The sequence below is a fragment of the Streptomyces sp. NPDC088762 genome, assembly GCF_044750905.1.
In the GTDB taxonomy this organism is placed as follows: Bacteria; Actinomycetota; Actinomycetes; order Streptomycetales; family Streptomycetaceae; genus Streptomyces.
Window position 1 is genome coordinate 652,695 of the sequence record NZ_JBIVKT010000001.1, and the last position, 17,229, is coordinate 669,923.

17 protein-coding genes are annotated in these 17,229 nt (G+C 73.5%); 10 read left to right on the top strand and 7 right to left on the bottom strand.

The features are described 5' to 3' along the window. Positions 1-130: 130 nt before the first annotated feature. The 5 genes from ACIP5M_RS02990 to ACIP5M_RS03010 all read left to right on the top strand — a co-directional run bounded on the left by ACIP5M_RS02990 (position 131) and on the right by ACIP5M_RS03010 (position 5,451). The gene (locus ACIP5M_RS02990; protein ID WP_401191858.1) at positions 131-1,810 is read left to right on the top strand and encodes a sensor histidine kinase; all 1,680 of its coding nucleotides are present in this window, start codon (positions 131-133) and stop codon (positions 1,808-1,810) included. 8 nt (positions 1,811-1,818) lie between these two features. Beyond that, positions 1,819-2,478, top strand: coding sequence for a response regulator (locus ACIP5M_RS02995; RefSeq protein WP_401191140.1), 660 nt, complete (start codon positions 1,819-1,821; stop codon positions 2,476-2,478). Positions 2,479-2,527: 49 nt separating this feature from the next. Next, positions 2,528-3,982 (top strand): DUF2252 domain-containing protein, encoded by a 1,455-nt coding sequence (locus ACIP5M_RS03000; RefSeq protein WP_401191142.1) that lies wholly within the window; start codon positions 2,528-2,530, stop codon positions 3,980-3,982. 143 nt (positions 3,983-4,125) lie between these two features. Beyond that, positions 4,126-4,980 carry a hypothetical protein gene (locus tag ACIP5M_RS03005; protein ID WP_401191861.1) on the top strand — a complete coding sequence of 285 codons (855 nt, stop codon included), beginning with the start codon at positions 4,126-4,128 and terminating at the stop codon, positions 4,978-4,980. A 126-nt stretch (positions 4,981-5,106) separates the two neighbouring features. Then, positions 5,107-5,451: a rhodanese-like domain-containing protein gene (locus tag ACIP5M_RS03010; RefSeq protein WP_401191144.1), complete on the top strand. Its 345-nt coding sequence runs from the start codon at positions 5,107-5,109 to the stop codon at positions 5,449-5,451. A 7-nt stretch (positions 5,452-5,458) separates the two neighbouring features. Here the strand turns inward: ACIP5M_RS03010 and ACIP5M_RS03015 are convergent, their stop codons facing one another. From ACIP5M_RS03015 to paaA, 6 genes are all read right to left on the bottom strand, one after another. Continuing rightward, the gene (locus ACIP5M_RS03015; protein WP_401191146.1) at positions 5,459-6,601 is read right to left on the bottom strand and encodes an acyl-CoA dehydrogenase family protein; all 1,143 of its coding nucleotides are present in this window, start codon (positions 6,599-6,601) and stop codon (positions 5,459-5,461) included. Positions 6,602-6,696: 95 nt separating this feature from the next. Continuing rightward, positions 6,697-7,797: a 1,2-phenylacetyl-CoA epoxidase subunit PaaE gene (gene paaE / locus ACIP5M_RS03020; RefSeq protein ID WP_401191148.1), complete on the bottom strand. Its 1,101-nt coding sequence runs from the start codon at positions 7,795-7,797 to the stop codon at positions 6,697-6,699. After that, positions 7,798-8,304 carry a 1,2-phenylacetyl-CoA epoxidase subunit PaaD gene (gene paaD, locus ACIP5M_RS03025; RefSeq protein ID WP_401191150.1) on the bottom strand — a complete coding sequence of 169 codons (507 nt, stop codon included), beginning with the start codon at positions 8,302-8,304 and terminating at the stop codon, positions 7,798-7,800. Next, the gene (paaC, locus tag ACIP5M_RS03030) at positions 8,298-9,023 is read right to left on the bottom strand and encodes a 1,2-phenylacetyl-CoA epoxidase subunit PaaC (RefSeq protein WP_401191151.1); all 726 of its coding nucleotides are present in this window, start codon (positions 9,021-9,023) and stop codon (positions 8,298-8,300) included. The genes paaD and paaC overlap by 7 nt, the downstream gene beginning before the upstream one ends. After that, positions 9,020-9,304, bottom strand: coding sequence for a 1,2-phenylacetyl-CoA epoxidase subunit PaaB (gene paaB / locus ACIP5M_RS03035; RefSeq protein ID WP_030009045.1), 285 nt, complete (start codon positions 9,302-9,304; stop codon positions 9,020-9,022). Before paaB ends, paaC begins: the two co-directional genes overlap by 4 nt. Beyond that, complete coding sequence (gene paaA / locus ACIP5M_RS03040) at positions 9,301-10,326, bottom strand: 1,2-phenylacetyl-CoA epoxidase subunit PaaA (RefSeq protein WP_401191154.1); 1,026 nt, start codon at positions 10,324-10,326, stop codon at positions 9,301-9,303. The genes paaB and paaA overlap by 4 nt, the downstream gene beginning before the upstream one ends. A 216-nt stretch (positions 10,327-10,542) precedes the next feature. On the opposite strand from paaA, the gene ACIP5M_RS03045 reads away from it, so the two are divergent. The 3 genes from ACIP5M_RS03045 to ACIP5M_RS03055 are packed head-to-tail and all read left to right on the top strand — an operon-like array spanning position 10,543 to position 13,282. Continuing rightward, positions 10,543-11,205 (top strand): DUF5819 family protein, encoded by a 663-nt coding sequence (locus ACIP5M_RS03045; RefSeq protein WP_401191156.1) that lies wholly within the window; start codon positions 10,543-10,545, stop codon positions 11,203-11,205. Further along, complete coding sequence (locus ACIP5M_RS03050) at positions 11,202-12,425, top strand: HTTM domain-containing protein (protein WP_401191158.1); 1,224 nt, start codon at positions 11,202-11,204, stop codon at positions 12,423-12,425. Before ACIP5M_RS03045 ends, ACIP5M_RS03050 begins: the two co-directional genes overlap by 4 nt. A gap of 56 nt (positions 12,426-12,481) precedes the next feature. Further along, a complete protein-coding gene (locus ACIP5M_RS03055) occupies positions 12,482-13,282 on the top strand; it encodes a TrmH family RNA methyltransferase (protein WP_401191160.1) in 801 nt (266 codons plus the stop codon). On the opposite strand, the gene paaN is transcribed toward ACIP5M_RS03055, so the two are convergent. Further along, on the bottom strand, positions 13,279-14,961 hold the full coding sequence (gene paaN / locus ACIP5M_RS03060) for a phenylacetic acid degradation protein PaaN (protein WP_401191162.1): 1,683 nt from the start codon (positions 14,959-14,961) through the stop codon (positions 13,279-13,281). The genes ACIP5M_RS03055 and paaN overlap by 4 nt on opposite strands. 124 nt (positions 14,962-15,085) lie before the next feature. Between paaN and ACIP5M_RS03065 the strand changes: the two genes are divergently transcribed. Both ACIP5M_RS03065 and ACIP5M_RS03070 read left to right on the top strand, forming a co-directional pair. Further along, positions 15,086-16,642 (top strand): 3-hydroxyacyl-CoA dehydrogenase, encoded by a 1,557-nt coding sequence (locus ACIP5M_RS03065; protein WP_401191164.1) that lies wholly within the window; start codon positions 15,086-15,088, stop codon positions 16,640-16,642. Further along, entirely contained in the window at positions 16,639-17,229 is a 591-nt protein-coding gene (locus ACIP5M_RS03070) for a TetR/AcrR family transcriptional regulator (protein WP_401191166.1), read from the top strand. Before ACIP5M_RS03065 ends, ACIP5M_RS03070 begins: the two co-directional genes overlap by 4 nt.

Below are 17,229 nucleotides of genomic sequence, written 5' to 3' on the forward strand. Positions count from 1 at the left end.
CTGCAGCGCCCCTGCCCATGAGAACTTCATGCCGCAGGAGGGGGCGGCGGCGACTTTCGTCGGGGGGCGGTGCGACGAAAGAGGGCAGCCGCCGCCCGGCCGGGGTGTTTAGGGTCTTCGCGTGGATGCGATGGCGAGGACGCGGGCGGGCTGGGAGTGGCTCAAGGGGCCGGAGCCGTGGACCCGGCGGATGCTGGCCGGGGACCTGGCGCTCGCCGGGATCCTGGCCGTGCTCGGGCTGGGCGTCGAGGAACTCGACAAGGGGTCGGCGCAGCGCATGGTGGCGGGGGCCGTCGTGGTCGTCGCGCTGACCCTGCTGCGCCGCCGGCTGCCGGCGCTCACGCTGGTGCTCGGATCGGCCGCGGGGGCCGTGCTGCCCGGGGTGTTCCTCGTGACGGGGCTGCTGGGCTGGTCGGCGGGGCGCCGGATCGTGGGGGTGGGCCGGGCGCTGGCCGCCTTCACGCTGGCCTTCGTCGCGGCCGTCGGCTTCAGCGTGGTCGACCAGTGGTCGGTCCAGCGGACGCTGCTGGTGATCGTGTTCTCCACGCTGATGTTCCTGGCGGTGACGGTGATGCCGGGCCTGGCCAGCCGCTACTGGTCGCAGCGCCGTACGCTGCTGCGCGCGCTGCAGGAGCGCAACGGGCAGCTGCTGCGCGAGCGGGCCATGGTCGCCGGGCAGGCGCGGCTCCGCGAGCGGCAGCGGATCGCGCAGGACATGCACGACAGCCTGGGGCACCAGCTGGCGCTGATCGCCGTGCACACCGGCGCGCTGGAGGTGGACCGGGAACTCACCGACCGCCAGCGCGAGGCGGTGGGCGTGCTGCGGCAGGCCTCGGTCGCCGCGATGCACGAACTGCGCGAGGTCGTCGGCATCCTGCGCGACGGGGTGGAGGCGCCGGCCCCGGCGGAGGAGGCGCAGCCGGCGGCGCGCGGGGTGGCCGGGATCGCGGGGGTCGTGGAGGCGGCGCGGGGCTCGGGGACCGATGTCCGGATGACCACCGCCGGGCAGCCCAGGCCGCTGGTCGCGGCCTGCGACCACGCGGCGTACAGGATCGTCCAGGAGGCGCTGACCAACGCCTACAAGCATGCTCCCGGCGCGCCGATCACGGTGGAGCTGCGCTACGAGGACGACTCGCTGGTGGTGGAGATCGCCAACGGCCCCGCGGCCGGCCTGGCCGCCGGCGAGGTGGTGTCGGGCGGGCAGGGGCTGACCGGGCTGCACGAACGGGCCCGGCTGGTCGGCGGGATGGTGCACGCGGGCACGACGGAGGACGGCGGGTTCCGGGTGGCGGGCGTGCTCCCGTACGGGGCCGAGCCGGCCGGGGTGGTGGAGGACGTCGCCGACGACTTCGGGCAGCAGGCGTACCCGGCGCCGGGCCTCCCCGATGCGCCGGCGATGGACTGGGCGGCGGTGGACCGGGAGCTGGCCGGCCGGGTCCGCAGCCGCACCGGCGGGGTCGCGCTGGGATGCGGGATCGCGTTCGCGGCGGTGGTCCTGCTGGTGATCGTGATCGGTGCGGGGATGACCCTGTTGGTGGGGTCGGTGAACGACGCGATGATCGACCGGGCGCAGTTCGACGAGGTGACGGTGGGCGAGTCCGAAGTCGTGGTGCGCGACCGGCTGCCGGACGGGGACAGCATCCTCACGGCCGGGGTGGACCGCAAGGGCCCCCCGCGGCCGGAGGGCACGACGTGTCTGGCGCTGCTGTCCTCGGAGGACTCGCCGGACCTGAGCACGGACACGGTTTTCCGGTTCTGCTTCAAGGACGGCAAGCTCGTGGACAAACAGGCGTACGAGGTCAAGCAGTAGGAGCACGGGTGACAGCCAAGGTGATCCGAGTGGTGATCGCTGATGACGAGCCGCTGATCCGGGCCGGGATCAGGATGATCCTGACCTCGGCGCAGGACATCGAGGTCGTCGCGGAGGCGGTGAACGGCAGGGAGGCGGTGGACCTGGCCCGCGCGCACGCCCCCGACGTGGTGCTGCTGGACATCCAGATGCCGGTGATGGACGGACTGACCGCGCTGGGGGAGCTGGGACGGGCCGTGCCGGAGGCGCGGGCGCTCATCCTGACCACCTTCGGCGAGAAGGAGAACGTCCTGCGGGCGCTGGGCGAGGGCGGTGCCGGCTTCCTGCTGAAGGACACGGCGCCCGGTGAGCTGATCGGCGCCGTACGGGCCGCCGCGGCGGGGGACGCGTACCTCTCGCCGGCCGCGACCCGGCACGTGGTGGACCAGCTGGCCTCGGGCAAGGCCGCCGTGCGGGGCGAGGAGGCACGGCGCCGGGTGGCGGAGCTGAGCGAGCGCGAGCGCGGAGTACTGGCGCTGCTGGGGGAGGGCCTGTCCAACGCGGACGCGGGCCGGCGGCTGCACATGAGCGAGGCCACCGTGAAGACCTACGTGAGCCGGATCCTCGCGAAGCTGGGCTGCGAGAACCGGGTCCAGGCGGCGCTGCTGGCCAGGGACGCCGGGCTGTAGATACGGTCAGCCCGTTCCGGAGGCGATCACGTACGGCAGGGGCGGGCGGATGACGGCGGTAATGGTGGCGGGGCGGCGGATACCGGTGGTGGCGGGCTTCGCGCCCGGACCGGTCGCGGGTTCCGGGGCGGGTTCCGGGGCGGGCTCCCCGCAGGGATCGTCCGGGGCTTCTCCGAGGGAGCGGGGCAAGGCGCTGCGCGGCCGCGTGCCGCGGTCGGCACACGCCGCCTTCGAGGCACCGGCCGGACGCCCGGACGCCGTGCGGGCGGTGGAGGAGTCCAATGCCGGACGGGTACCCGAGCTGGCGCCGATACGGGTGGGCCGGATGGCCGCGAACCCCTTCGCCTTCCTGCGCGGGGCGGCCGGGCTGATGGCCCACGACCTGTCCGGCGGCCCCGTGACCGGGGTCGGCGCGCAGATCTGCGGGGACGCGCACGCGGCGAACTTCGGGCTGTACGGGGACGCGCGGGGCCGCCTCGTCATCGACCTGAACGACTTCGACGAGACCGTCTTCGGCCCGTGGGAGTGGGACGTGAAGCGGCTCGCGACCTCGCTGGTCCTGGCCGGCCGGGTGGCCGGCGCGGACGAGGACACCTGCCGGGCGGCCGCGCTGGACGCGGTGGGCGCCTACCGGCGGACCATGCGGCTGCTGGCCAAGCTGCCCGCCCTCGACGCGTGGAACGCCATCGCGGACGAGGAGCTGGTCTCGCACGCCGATGCCCGCGATCTGCTGGGCACGCTGGAGCGGGTCTCGGAAAAGGCCCGCAACAACACCTCCGCCCGGTTCGCCGCCAAGTCCACCGAGGCCGGGCCGGACGGCGGCCGGCGCTTCGTCGACGCACTGCCGGTGCTGCGCCGGGTCGGGGACGGGGAGGCGGCGGCCGTCGCGGCCTCGCTGGGCCCGTACCTGGAGACCCTCCCCGGCGACCGGCTGCCGCTGCTGGCCCGGTACGCGATCCACGACGTGGCGTTCCGCGTGGTGGGCACCGGGAGCGTCGGGACCCGTTCGTACGTGGTGCTGCTGCTGGACCACCGGGGCGAGCCGCTGGTGCTCCAGGTGAAGGAGGCACGGCCCTCGGTGCTGCTGCCGCACCTGCCCGCGCTGGGCTTCACCTCGCCGCCCGAGGAGCACGAGGGCCGGCGCGTGGTGGCCGGGCAGAAGCGGATGCAGGTGGTCTCGGACATCCTGCTGGGCTGGACGACGGTGGAGGGCCGGCCCTTCCAGGTGCGGCAGTTCCGCAACCGCAAGGGCAGCGTGGACCCGGCGGCGCTGTCCGTCGACCAGATCGACGACTACGGCCGGATGACCGGGGCCCTGCTGGCCCGGGCGCACGCGCACAGCGCCGATCCGCGGCTGCTGGCCGGGTACTGCGGCAAGAACGAGGAGCTGGACGAGGCGATGGCCGCCTTCGCCGTGGCCTATGCCGACCGGACCGAAGCCGATCACGCCGATTTGGTGGCGGCGGTGCGGGGCGGCAGGATCGCCGCGGAGTCCGGGGTCTGAGGGCTGAGGGGTGTCTTGCGGATCAGGCCGGGCCCGGGCGGTGTTTCACGTGAAACACCGCCCGGGCGGGTGGGCCGTAGGCTGGCCGGGTGAGTGAGCACACCGAGCAGCCCGAGACGAGCGAGCAGAGCGAGCAGCCTGAGATGTCCCAGACGCCTGAGCAGACGGTTCCGGGTGATTCCGCCGAGTCCGCCACTTCCGGCGCTTCCGGTGAGGAGCGGCCCGAAGCCCGTCTGGAGCGGGCCGTCCGGGCCGCCGAGCAGGCGCTGATCGAGTTCGAGATCGCGGTGGAGACCTTCCGCGTCGAGGTGGAGAACTTCTCCCGCCTGCACCACCAGAAGCTCGGACCGATGTACTCGCGGCTCGACGAGCTGGACGCGCTGATCGCCGAGGCGAAGGCGGCACGTACCGGCGATCCCGAGGACCTGCGGCGGGCGCAGGACGCGCGCTCCCTGGTCATGCCGATGCCCGGGGTCGAGGAGCTGTTCCACGACTGGCTGGACTCGGACGGCATGTCCGACGACGCGGCCGCGATGCTCACCGAGCGGCCCGTGCGGCCGCCGGAGCGGGTGCGGCCCACGGAGGAGGCGCGCCGCCTGTACCGCGAGCTGGTCCGCCGGGCCCATCCGGACCTGGCCCAGGACGAGACGGAGCGGGAGCGGCGGGACGCCTTCATCGCGCGGGTGAACGCGGCGTACGGGCGGGGCGACGAGCAGCTGCTGCGCGAGCTGGCCGAGGAGTGGGCGGCCGGCCCGGCGCCGGAGGCGGCCGCGCCGAGCGAGAGCGAGGAGCTGTACGCCCGGCTGGAGTGGCTGGCGCAGCGCAAGGAGTTGCTGGCCCTGGTGGCGCGGGAGCTGGAGGACAGCGCGATCGGGTCGATGCTGCGGATGGCTCCGGACGATCCGGACCGGCTGCTGGAGGAGATCGCGGAGCAGTTGCTGGCGCGGGTCTCCGAGCGGGAGGCCGAGCTGGCCGCCGCTCGGCTCGACGCCGGATGAGGCGGGCCGCGGGGGCTTCCCGGGGCTCCGCCCCGGCCGTCCGCGCCTGAAACGCCGGCGGGGGTGGATTCCGCCCCGGGGCGGGATAGGTTGCGGGGAGATCTGTGACGAGAGAAGGCGACACTTATGAACTTCGGACCGCTTCCCTCGGTGGACGCCGCCGCGGTGCCCTCCGGAGGCTTTGTCCTCGACGTCCGGGAGGACGACGAGTGGGCTGCCGGGCATGTCGAGGGGGCTCTGCACATTCCGATGAGCGACTTCGTGGCGCGCTTCGGTGAGCTGACCGAGGCCGTCGAAGACGGCCGGCGGGTGCACGTGATGTGCCGGGTGGGCGGGCGTTCCGCGCAGGTCACCCAGTACCTGGTGCGCCAGGGCATCGACGCCGTGAACATCGACGGCGGGATGCAGGCGTGGGACGGTGCCGGGCGCCCGATGGTGACGGACACCGGGAACCCGGCCTTCGTGCTGTAGGTCCCGGTCAGCCGAGGGGATGGGCGGCCAGCAGGTCGCCCAGGGCCTCCTCGTGGGCGGCGGCCGGCCCGAGCTGGAGTTCCAGTTGCTTGGCCCACGCGTGGTAGCGGTGCAGCGGGTAGTCGGTGTCGGCGCCGAAGCCGCCGTGCAGGTGCTGCGCGGTCTGCACGACCCGGCGCACCCCCTCCGAAGCCCAGATCTTGGCGACCGCCACGTCGCCGGCGCTCGGCAGCGGGCCGCCGGCGCCGCCGGTGGCCGCGTCGAGGCGCCAGGCGGCCTGCCAGAGGGTGACCTCCATGGCCCGCAGGTCGATGTACCGGTCGGCGGCCTGGACGGCGACGGCCTGGAAGGTGGCCACCGGGAAGCCGAACTGCTCCCGTTTGCCGGTGTACTGGCTGGTCATGGTGAGGACGCTCTCGCCGAGGCCGAGCGCGAGGGCGCAGGTCCCGGTCGCCAGCAGCTGGCGCAGGTGTTCCCACGCGCCGCGGTCCTCGATCAGGTGCGCGTCCGGCACCCGTACGCCGGACAGGGTGAGTTCGGCGAGACGCTCCCCGCTGGTGGAGTACTGGTCGGCGAGGACCAGGCCCTGCGCCGTGCGCGGCAGGAGGGCGAGGACGGCGTCGCCTTCGCCGGTGTGGGCCGGGACGGCGATCCAGTCGGCGTCGTGCGCCCAGGGGACCGCGGTCTGCATCCCGTCCAGGGCCCATCCGGCGCCGTCACGGCGGGCGGTGACGGCGAGTTCGGCCGGGTCGTGGCCGGTGCGGCCATGGGCGGCGGCGGTCAAGACGAGGCTGCCCCGCCCGGCGCCCGGCAGCAGGGCGGCGGCCAGTTCGCGGCTGCCGTGGGCCTGGACGGCCATGGCGGTGGCGCAGTGCTCCAGCAGCGGGACCCGGGCGAGCACCCTGGCGGCCTCGCGCAGCACCAGGCACAGGGCGATGGTGTCCAGGCCGGCGCCGCCGTGCTCCTCGGCGAGGACCAGGCCGAGCAGGTCGCAGGCCGCGAGCCTGCCCCACAGCGGGCGGTCGAACCCGTCGGCGACGGCCCCGGGGGTGAGCGCGGGGCTGGGCACCCCGTCGGGCGCGACGTCCGCGAACACGGCCCGGGCCGCCTCGACGGCCGCCTGCTGCTCCTCGGTGAAGGTGAAGTCCACTGCCTGTCCTCCCGCGCGCATTCAGGTCTGACGGGGCGTCAAGATAGAACACGTTCCTGAAATTGCCCAGGGGGACGGCAGCGGCGGACGGACCTTCACCGGTCGAAGTCGATCTCCACTTCCTCCGTCACCGGGTGCGACTGGCAGGCCAGGACGAAGCCGGCCTCCGTCTCCTCCGCCTCCAGCGCGAAGTTGCGGTCCATCCGGACCTCGCCCGTCACCAGGAAGGCCCGGCAGGTGCCGCACACGCCGCCCTTGCAGGCGTACGGGGCGTCCGCGCGGTTGCGGAGCACCGCATCCAGCAGGGATTCGCCCTCCCGGACGGGCCAGGTGCCCGAGCGTCCGTCGAGGCGGGCGGTGACCCGGCCGTGCGTGGGGGCCGCGGCGGAGGCCGCGGGGGCCTTCGCCGTGGCGTCCTCGACGTGGAAGATCTCCTCGTGCACCCGGGTCCGTACGACGCCGAGCGCGCTCAGCGCCCGCTCCGCGCTCTGCACCAGGCCGTACGGTCCGCACAGGAACCAGCCCGTCACCTCGGCCACCGGCAGCAGTGCCGGCAGCAGGGCGGCCAGCCGCTCCTGGTCCAGGCGCCCGGACGGCAGGCCGGCCTCCTGCTCCTCCCGGGACAGGACGGTGACCAGCTGGAACCGGTCCGGGTACCGGTCCTTGAGGTCGGCGACCTCCTCCAGGAACATCGTCGAGGCCGCCGTACGGTCGCTGCGGACGAGGCAGAACCGGGCGTCGGGCCGGGCGGCCAGCAGGCTCGCGGCGATCGACAGCACGGGGGTGATCCCGCTGCCGCCGACGATGGCCGCGTAGTGCGCGCCGGCCGGGGCGGCGGCCGGCTCCAGCACGAACCGGCCGGCCGGGACCATGACCTCCAGCACGTCGCCGGCGGCGATCTCCTTGTGCGCGAAGGTGGAGAACTCGCCGCCCTCCACCAGCCGCACCCCGACCCGGAGCTCGGCCGGGCCCGGGCCCTCCGGCACCGGGGCGGGGGAGCAGATCGAGTAGGTGCGCCGGACCTCTCCGCCCTCGGCGGCGGTGCGGCGCAGGGTCAGGTGCTGGCCGGGGGCGTGCCGGTAGTCCTCGCGCAGTTCCTCGGGGACCCTGAGCGTCAGGGCCACCGAGTCGTCGGTGAGCCGGTCGACTGCCGCCACCGTCAGCGGGTGGAACGCGCCGTGGCGGGGTGCGGCCATCTACAGCTCCTTGAAGTGGTCGAACGGTTCGCGGCAGGCGGTGCAGCGGCGCAGCGCCTTGCAGGCGGTGGAGGAGAACCGGCTGAGCAGCTCGGTGTCGGTCGATCCGCAGTGCGGGCAGCGGACCGAGAGGGCCACCGGGACCGGCCCGCCGGCCGCGTGCGGGCGCGGCGGGGCGATGCCGAACTCGGCGAGCTTGCGGCGGCCTTCGGCGCTGATGTCGTCGGTCGACCAGGCGGGGGCCAGCACGGTGGTCACCCGGACGTCCGGTATGCCGTGACCGGTCAGCACCCGCTCGATGTCCGCGGACATGGCCTCGATGGCGGGGCAGCCCGTGTAGGTGGGGGTGAGGGTGACCTCGACGTGCCCGTCCTCGTGCACCCGCAGTCCGCGCAGGACGCCGAGCTCGGCGAGGCTGAGCACGGGCAGCTCGGGGTCCGGGACGGATCCGGCCAGCTCGGCCAGCTCCGCCTCCAGGCGGGTCGTCGCGGTCCCGGCGGTCACCATGACGCCCCCGGGTGGCTGCGGTGCAGGTGCTGCATCTCGGCGAGCAGCCGGCCGAAGGGCTCGGTGTGCAGGCCCTGGCGCCCGGCTCCGGCCGCCCAGGCGCCCGTGCGCGGCCCCTCGGGCAGCGCCAGCCCGGCCCGCTGCAGTACATCGGTGATGGCCGCGAGCCAACGGCCTTCCATGGCGGCCCAGTCCACGCCGTCCAGGCCCTCCACCGGCTGGAACATCTCGCCGGTGTACTTCCACAGCGCGTCCAGGGCGGCCCGGATGCGGCGCGCGCTCTCCTCGGTGCCGTCGCCGAGGCGCAGGGTCCACTGCTCGGCGTGGTCGCGGTGGTAGGCGGTCTCCTTCACGGCCTTGGCCGCCAGCGGCGCGAACGGGCCGTCCCCGCCGGCCAGTTCCCCGTAGAGCTCGTGCTGGTAGAAGGAGAAGAACAGCTGGCGGGCGATGGTGTGGGCGAAGTCGCCGTTCGGCTGCTCGACCAGCTGGAGGTTGCGGAAGGAGCGCTCCTCGCGCAGGAACGCCAGCTCGTCCTCGTCGCCCGCCATGGACAGCAGGAGACGGGCCTGGCCGAGGAGGTCGAGGGCGATGTTGGCGAGGGCGACCTCCTCTTCCAGGACGGGGGCGTGGCCCGCCCATTCGCCGAGGCGCTGGGAGAGGACCAAGGCGTCGTCGCCGAGGGCGAGCGCCGCCGCGTGAGTGACATCGGTGCTGGTCACAGGTGGCTCACTCCCTCCGGGATGTCATAGAAGGTGGGGTGCCGGTACGGCTTGTCGGCGGAGGGCGCGAAGAAGGGGTCCCGCTCGTCGGGCGAGGAGGCGGTGATCTCGGTGGAGGGCACCACCCAGATCGAGATGCCCTCGCCGCGCCGGGTGTAGAGATCGCGGGCGTTGCGCAGGGCCATCTCGGCGTCGGGGGCGTGCAGGCTCCCCGCGTGCGTGTGCGAGAGGCCGCGCCGCGAACGGACGAACACCTCCCACAGCGGCCAGTTCTGCGTCATGCCCGTGCCTCCTCGTTCTGGCCGGCGGTCTCGCCGGCCTGCTTCTCCGCTTGCTTCGCGGTCTGCTTGTCCGCATACGCCGCGGCCGCGTCGCGCACCCAGGCGCCGTCCTCGTGGGCCCTGCGCCGCTGGCCGATCCGCTGCTCGTTGCAGGGACCGTTGCCCTTGAGCACCTGCCAGAACTCCGTCCAGTCGATGGCGCCGAAGTCGTGGTGCCCGCGCTCCTCGTTCCACTTCAGGTCCGGGTCGGGGAGGGTCAGGCCCAGCGCCTCCGCCTGCGGGACGGCGATGTCCACGAACCGCTGGCGCAGCTCGTCGTTCGAGTGCCGCTTGATCCGCCAGGCCATCGACTGCGCCGAGTGCGCCGACTCGTCGTCCGGCGGGCCGAACATCATCAGGGAGGGCCACCACCACCGGTCGACCGCGTCCTGGGCCATCGCGTGCTGGGCCTCGGTGCCCTGCGAGAGGGCGAGGAGCAGCTCGTACCCCTGGCGCTGGTGGAAGGACTCCTCCTTGCAGATCCGGACCATGGCGCGCGCGTAGGGCCCGTAGGAGCAGCGGCACAGCGGTACCTGGTTGGTGATCGCCGCGCCGTCCACGAGCCAGCCGATGGCGCCGACGTCGGCCCAGGTCAGGGTCGGGTAGTTGAAGATCGAGGAGTACTTCTGCTTGCCCGCGTGGAGCTTGTCGAGCAGCTCGTCGCGGCTGGTGCCCAGGGTTTCGGCGGCGCTGTACAGGTACAGGCCGTGGCCGGCCTCGTCCTGCACCTTGGCCATCAGGATCGCCTTGCGGCGCAGCGAGGGCGCGCGGGTGATCCAGTTGGCCTCGGGCTGCATGCCGATGATCTCGGAGTGGGCGTGCTGGGCCATCTGGCGGACCAGGGTGGCGCGGTACTCGTCCGGCATCCAGTCGCGCGGCTCCACCCGCTCCTCCGCCGCGACCGCCGCGTCGAAGGCCGCCGCGAGCTGTGCGCCCAGGTCAGCCGTCATGCCCGTCCCATCCGTCCCGCCAGTCCCGTCCATCGCACCGGTTCCGCCCGTCCCATCGGTCCTGTCCGTCCCGAGGGCCCTGTCCGGCCCCGTTTCCGGGGTCACTGCCACCATCCCGGCCCCCTGTCAGAGTCCGCCGTCCGCCCGACCGACCGATCGTTCGGTTCATCCTCTTCAATGGTGAGACGGCGGCCCGTAGGGTGTCAACCTCTGTGGTCAACCCTGTGGACGCCGGACGATCGGGGCGGGATGGATTCCAACGCGCACGAGCCCGCCGACGGGACCGCTCCGCCACCCCCTCGGGCGCCCGGAATCGCCGGTTTGTCCACCCCGTACCGGGTGGTCGCCGCACTGGCCCTCGGAGCCGTCGCCGTGGCGGCCTGCGGGCACCTCGCCCTCGTGTTCCTGCACGTCGCGCCGTCCAACACGATGAGCAAGCGGCACGCGCAGACCATCGACCAGTGGATCTACCCCGAGTTCGAACAGAACTGGAAGCTCTTCGCGCCCAACCCGCTCCAGCAGAACATCGCGGTGCAGGTGCGGGCCCAGGTGCGCACCGCGGCCGGCGAGCTCACCACCACCAACTGGCGTGACCTGAGCGCCGAGGACGGCGCGGCCATCCGGCACAGCCTGCTGCCGAGCCACACGGAGCAGAACGAGCTCCGCCGGGCCTGGGACTTCTTCACCGGCTCCCACGACGAGGACGACAACCCGACCGGGGAGCGCGGAGAGCTGTCCGAGGAGTACCTGCGCCGGATCGCGCTGGACCGGCTGCGGCCGGACCACCGGGACGGCCACATCCTGAGCATCCAGCTGCGCTCGGCGACGACGGCGGTGGCCGCCCCGAAGTGGAGCGACGAGACGACCGACACCCGGACCTCCTACCGGGAGCTGCCGTGGTGGTCGGTGTGAGGGCCTCCGTGAGGGCCTCGGCGGCGCGGGCGCTGGCCAAGATCAGCGGGCGGGCGCTGGGGCCGTACCAGAGCGCCGTGGTGCGGATCGGCTTCGCCGGTACCTGGCTGTTCTTCCTGCTCCGGGAGTTCCCCCACCGGGCCGAGCTGTACGGCCCGGACGGCCCGTGGAGCTGGGCGCTGGCGGAGCGGCTGATCGCCTCGAACGGAGCGTTCACGGTCCTGATGTGGTCGGACTCGACCCTGTGGTTCGAGATCGTCTACGGGATCAGCGTGCTGGCGAGCGCGGGACTGCTGCTGGGCTGGCGGACGCGGGCCACGTCGGTGGTGTTCATGATCGGGGTGCTGGCGCTGCAGAACCGCAGCGTGTTCATGGGGGACGGCGGGGACAACGTCATCCACCTGATGGCGATCTACCTGGTGCTGACGCGGTGCGCCCGGGTGTGGTCACTGGACGCGCGGCGGGCCCGGCTGCGCGGCTCCGCGTCGGCGGGGGCGGCCGGGCCGGTGCTGTGGGCCGTCCTGGGCGGGGTGTTCGCGTACGGGGCGGCCACGGGACGGTTCGGCGCCGGGTGGCTGGCGGCCTTCGCGGCGCTGTGGGTGGTGTGCGGGCTGTGGTGGCTGGTGGACCGCTACGAGCCGGACGGGGAGGGGCGGGCGCTCCTGGACGTCCTGGCGAACCTGCTGCACAACGCGGGAATGCTGGTGATCATGGCGGAGGTGTGCCTGATCTACGCGACGGCCGGCTGGTACAAGATCCAGGGGTCGCGGTGGCAGGACGGAACGGCGCTGTACTACCCGCTGGGCCTGGACTACTTCACGCCCTGGCCGGGCCTGTCGGGGCTGGTGGCGAGCAGCGGGACGGTGGTGATGCTGCTGTCCTACGGGACGGTGGCGGTGCAGGTGGCGTTTCCGTTCACGCTGTTCAACCGGCGGATCAAGAACGTGCTGCTGGCGGTGATGATGCTGGAGCACGCGGGGATCGCGGTGCTGCTGGGCCTGCCGTTCTTCTCGATGGCGATGATCGCCGCCGACGCGGTGTTCCTGCCGACGGGGTTCCTCGTGTGGCTCGGCGCCCGGGCCGCCGTCCTGCGGCCGGGGCGGGGTCCGGCCGCCGAGCCGCGTGCGGCCGGTCGTACCGCAGAGCCTGCGGCCGGTCCCGCGCCAGAGCCGGCAGCCGATCCCGCCACAGAGCCGCGTCCCGTGCCGGCCGAGGGCTGACCTGCGGCGCCGCTGCCGGGGCCCGGGCCCGCTCGGGGGGACCGTAGGGTCGGGGTATGAGTGACCATGGGAGTGCGGATGAGACGGTGCGGCGCTGGCGGGAGGCTGCCGGGCGCGAGGACCTCGTGCTCCTGGACGGGTTCCACGCCCTGAAGCACGCCCTGCGCTTCGGGGCCCGCGTGCACATGGCCGTCGCCGACGACCCCGCGGGCGTACGCGCGCTCGCCGGCGGGCTGGCCCCGGACGTCGAGGCGGACGTGGCCCGGCTGGTGCGGGCGGCCCCGCTGAAGGAGCTGGTGCCGCGCGTGCACCCCACCGGCGTGGCCGCGCTCGCCGTCCGGCCCGACCGGGAGGCCGGGCGGGTGGCGCTGGCGCGCAGCCCCCGGGTCGCGCCCGTGGTCGTGCTCGACAATCCCCGCAACCTCGGCAACGTCGGGGCCGTCGTCCGCCTCGCCGCCGGTTTCGGCGCCACGGGCGTGGTGACCCGCGGCGACCTCGACCCCTGGCACCCGAACGTGGTCCGGGCCGGGGCCGGGCTGCACTACGCCACCGTCGTGGACAAGGTGACCCTGGAGACGCTGCCGCCGGGGCCGCTCTACGCGCTCGATCCGGAGGGCGAGGACATCCGCACCCTCACCCTCCCGGACGACGCCCTGCTCGCCTTCGGCTCGGAGCGCCACGGCATCTCACCCGAGCTGCGTGCACGGGCCGACCACCTGGTGTCCCTGCCGATGCGGCCGCAGGTCTCCAGCTACAACCTGGCCACCAGCGTGGCCATGGCCCTGTTCCACTGGGGCGGCCCGGGACCGGGCACCGACCAGCGGGTGCCCGGCCCCGACGCCGGCTGGACGGTCTAGGCCTGGCGGCGGACCTCCACCACGCGGAAGCGGTTCGACACGAAGGCGCCGTCGCACAGGGCCGCGTTCGCCGCCGGGTTGCCGCCCGAGCCGTGGAAGTCCGAGAACGCCGCGGTCTGGTTCACGTACACCCCGCCGGTGAGGTTCAGCGAGAGCTGCGCCGACTCCTCCAGGCAGACCTCCTCGATCGCCCGCTCGGTGTCCGCGGACGTGGTGTAGGCGCCGACCGTCATCGCACCCTTCTCGCGGACCGTGCGCCGCAGCAGGTCCAGCGCGTCCGCCGTGGAGTCCACGGCCACCGCGAACGAGACCGGGCCGAAGCACTCCGAGAGGTAGGGCGCCTCCGGGTCCGGCTTGGAGCCGTCCAGCTTCACCATCACCGGGGTGCGGACCACCGCGCCCGGGAACTCCGGGTTCGCGACCTCACGGGAGGCAAGCGCGACCTCGCCCAGCGCCGCCGCCGCCTCCAGGCGGGCCTTGACGTCCGGGTTGACCAGCGCGCCCAGCAGCGCGTTGGCCCGCGCGTCGTCGCCCAGCAGGCCGCCGACCGAGGCCGCGAGGTCGGCGACGACCTCGTCGTACGACTTGTGGCCGGCGTCCGTCTCGATGCCGTCCCGCGGGATCAGCAGGTTCTGCGGGGTCGTGCACATCTGGCCGCTGTAGAGGGACAGGGAGAACGCGAGGTTCGCCAGCATGCCCTTGTAGTTGTCCGTGGAGTCCACGACCACCGTGTTGACGCCGGCCTTCTCCGTGTAGACCTGGGCCTGGCGGGCGTGGGTCTCCAGCCAGTCGCCGAACTCCGTGGAGCCGGTGTAGTCGATCAGCTTGATCTCGGGGCGGACCGCGAGGGACTTGGCGATGCCCTCGCCCGGACGCTCGACGGCCAGGGCCACCAGGTTCGGGTCGAAGCCGGCCTCGGCGAGGACCTCACGGGCCACCTGGACGGTCAGCGCCAGGGGCAGGACGGCCCGCGGGTGCGGCTTGACCAGGACCGGGTTGCCGGTGGCAAGGGAGGCGAACAGGCCCGGGTAGCCGTTCCAGGTCGGGAAGGTGTTGCAGCCGATCATGAGGGAGATGCCGCGCGGGACCGCGGTGAAGGTCTTGCCCAGCTCCAGCGGGTCCTTCTTGCCCTGCGGCTTCGACCAGTCGGCCTGCCCCGGGACCCTCGTCTGCTCCTCGTATGCGTACGCCACGGCCTCCAGGCCGCGGTCCTGCGCGTGGGGTCCGCCCGCCTGGAACGCCATCATGAACGCCTGGCCGCTGGTGTGCATGACCGCGTGCGCGAACTCGTGCGTCCGCGCGGAGATGCGCGACAGGATCTCGATGCAGACCAGGGCGCGCGCCTCGGGTCCGGCGTCGCGCCAGGCGCCCATGCCGGCCTTCATCGCGGGCAGCAGGACGTCCGGGTCGGCGTGCGGGTACTCGACGCCCAGCTCCGGGCCGTACGGGGACACCTCGCCGCCCGTCCAGCCGTCGGTGCCGGGCTGTCCCAGGTCCAGGCGGGTGCCGTGGAGGGCCTGGAAGGCGGCGAGGCCGTCGGCCGGGGCGCTCTCGCCGTACGCCTTGGGGTGCTCGGGGTGCGGGGACCAGTAGGCCCGGCTGCGGATCGCGGACAAGGCCTGATCCAGGGTGGGCCGGTGCTTGTCGGACAGCTGGGGGACGGTGAGCTCGGCGGCCATCACAGACCAACTCCTCGTTGAGCCGGGCGAAGAAGAGCAGACTGGAGTTAGAGTAACCGAACGATCGGTCGGGACAAGAGGGCCCGGCGGACCTGTGGACAAGTCGGTGCGGGAGGATCAGGACATGACAGCAATCGAGCGGTCCCGCACTGTGGCGGTCGTCGGCGCGGGCACCATGGGGCAAGGCATCGCCCAGGTCGCCCTTCTCGCAGGTCACCGCGTGCTGATCCACGACATCGACGCCTCCGCGGCCGCCGACGGTGTCGCCGCCGTCCGCGACCGCGTCGAGCGGATGGCCGCCAAGGGGCGGCTGGACCGCGCCGAGGCGGAGGACGCGATCGGCCGGATCGGATCGGCGCCGACGCTCGCCGAGGTGGCGGGCGCCGCGCTCGTGGTGGAGGCGGTCGTCGAGGACACCGGGGTCAAACGCCGCCTCTTCGCCGCACTCGAAGGGGTGGTGTCGCCCGACTGCCTGCTGGCCACCAACACCTCCTCCCTCTCCGTCACCGAGCTGGCCGCCGGGCTCGCGCACCCCGGCCGCTTCCTCGGCCTGCACTTCTTCAACCCGGCCCCGCTGCTCCCGCTCGTCGAGGTGGTCAGCGGCTTCGCGACCGACCCGGCCGCCGCCGAGCGCGCCTACCGCACCGTCCTGGGCTGGGGGAAGACGCCGGTCCGCTGCGCCGACACCCCCGGATTCATCGTCAACCGCATCGCCCGCCCCTTCTACGCCGAGGCCTTCGCGGTGTACGAGGAGCAGGGCGCCGACCCGGCCACCATCGACGCCGTGCTCCGCGAGAGCGGCGGCTTCAAGATGGGCCCCTTCCAGCTGACCGACCTGATCGGCCAGGACGTCAACGAAGCGGTGACCCGCTCCGTGTGGGAGTCCTTCTTCCGCAGCCCCAAGTTCACCCCCTCCCTCGCCCAGCGCCGGCTGGTCCAGTCGGGCCGCCTCGGCCGCAAGTCGGGCCACGGATGGTTCCCGTACGGGCCCGACGCCGCGCTGCCGCAGCCGCACACCGCAGCCCCCGAGGAGGCCCCGGCCAAGGTCACCGTGGTCGGCGACCTCGGGCCCGCGGCGGAGCTGGCCGCGCTGATGGAGGAGGCCGGCATCGCGGTCACCGCCACCGGGCACGGGGGCCCGTACATCCAGCTGCCCGGCGAGGGCCAGCTGGTGCTCGCGGACGGCAAGACCGCCGTCGAGTTCGCCGACGTCGTCTACTTCGACCTCGCGCTCGACTACCGCGAGGCCACCCGCATCGCGCTCTCCGTCAGCGAGGACACGAGCGAGCGGACCCTCGCCGAGGCGGTGGGCCTCTTCCAGGCGCTCGGCAAGCAGGTCTCGGTCATCGGCGACGTCCCCGGCATGATCGTCGCCCGGACCGTCGCGATGCTGATCGACCTCACGGCCGACGCGGTCGCCCGCGGCGTCGCCTCCGCCGAGGACATCGACACGGCCATGCGGCTCGGCGTGAACTACCCCCTCGGCCCGGCCGAATGGCACGACCGGCTCGGCCGGGACTGGGCCTACGACCTGCTGCACCACCTCGACGAGCGCTGTCCCGGCGGCCGGTACGCGCCCTCGCTGGCCCTCTTCAAACTGGGCTACGCCGCCGGCGACGGGGACGAGGCGGGACACCCGGACGCGGAAGAAGGCCCGGACGGGGCGGAGGGGACCGAATGACCACGGCCAAGCGGGACACCTACACCCCCGAGACCCTGCTCTCCGTCGCCGTCCAGGTCTTCAACGAGCGCGGCTACGACGGCACCTCCATGGAGCACCTCTCCAAGGCCGCGGGCATCTCGAAGTCCTCGATCTACCACCACGTCACCGGCAAGGAGGAGCTGCTGCGCCGCGCCGTCAGCCGCGCCCTCGACGGTCTCTTCGCCGTCCTGGAGGAACCGGGCGCCGTACGGGGCCGGGCGGTCGAGCGCGTCGAGTACGTCACGCGCCGCACGGTCGAGGTGCTCGTCTCCGAGCTGCCGTACGTGACGCTGCTGCTGCGCGTACGGGGCAACACCCGCACCGAGCGCTGGGCCCTGGAGCGGCGGCGCGAGTTCGACCACCAGGTCGCCGACCTGCTCAAGGCGGCCGCGGCCGAGGGCGACCTCCGGGCGGACGTGGACATCCGGCTCGCCACCCGGCTGCTCTTCGGCATGGTGAACTCCCTCGTCGAGTGGTACCGGCCGCACCCGGGGACGGGCCATGACCAGCTCGCGGACGCGGTGGTCCACATGGCCTTCGACGGCCTGCGGACCATCCGCGGCTGA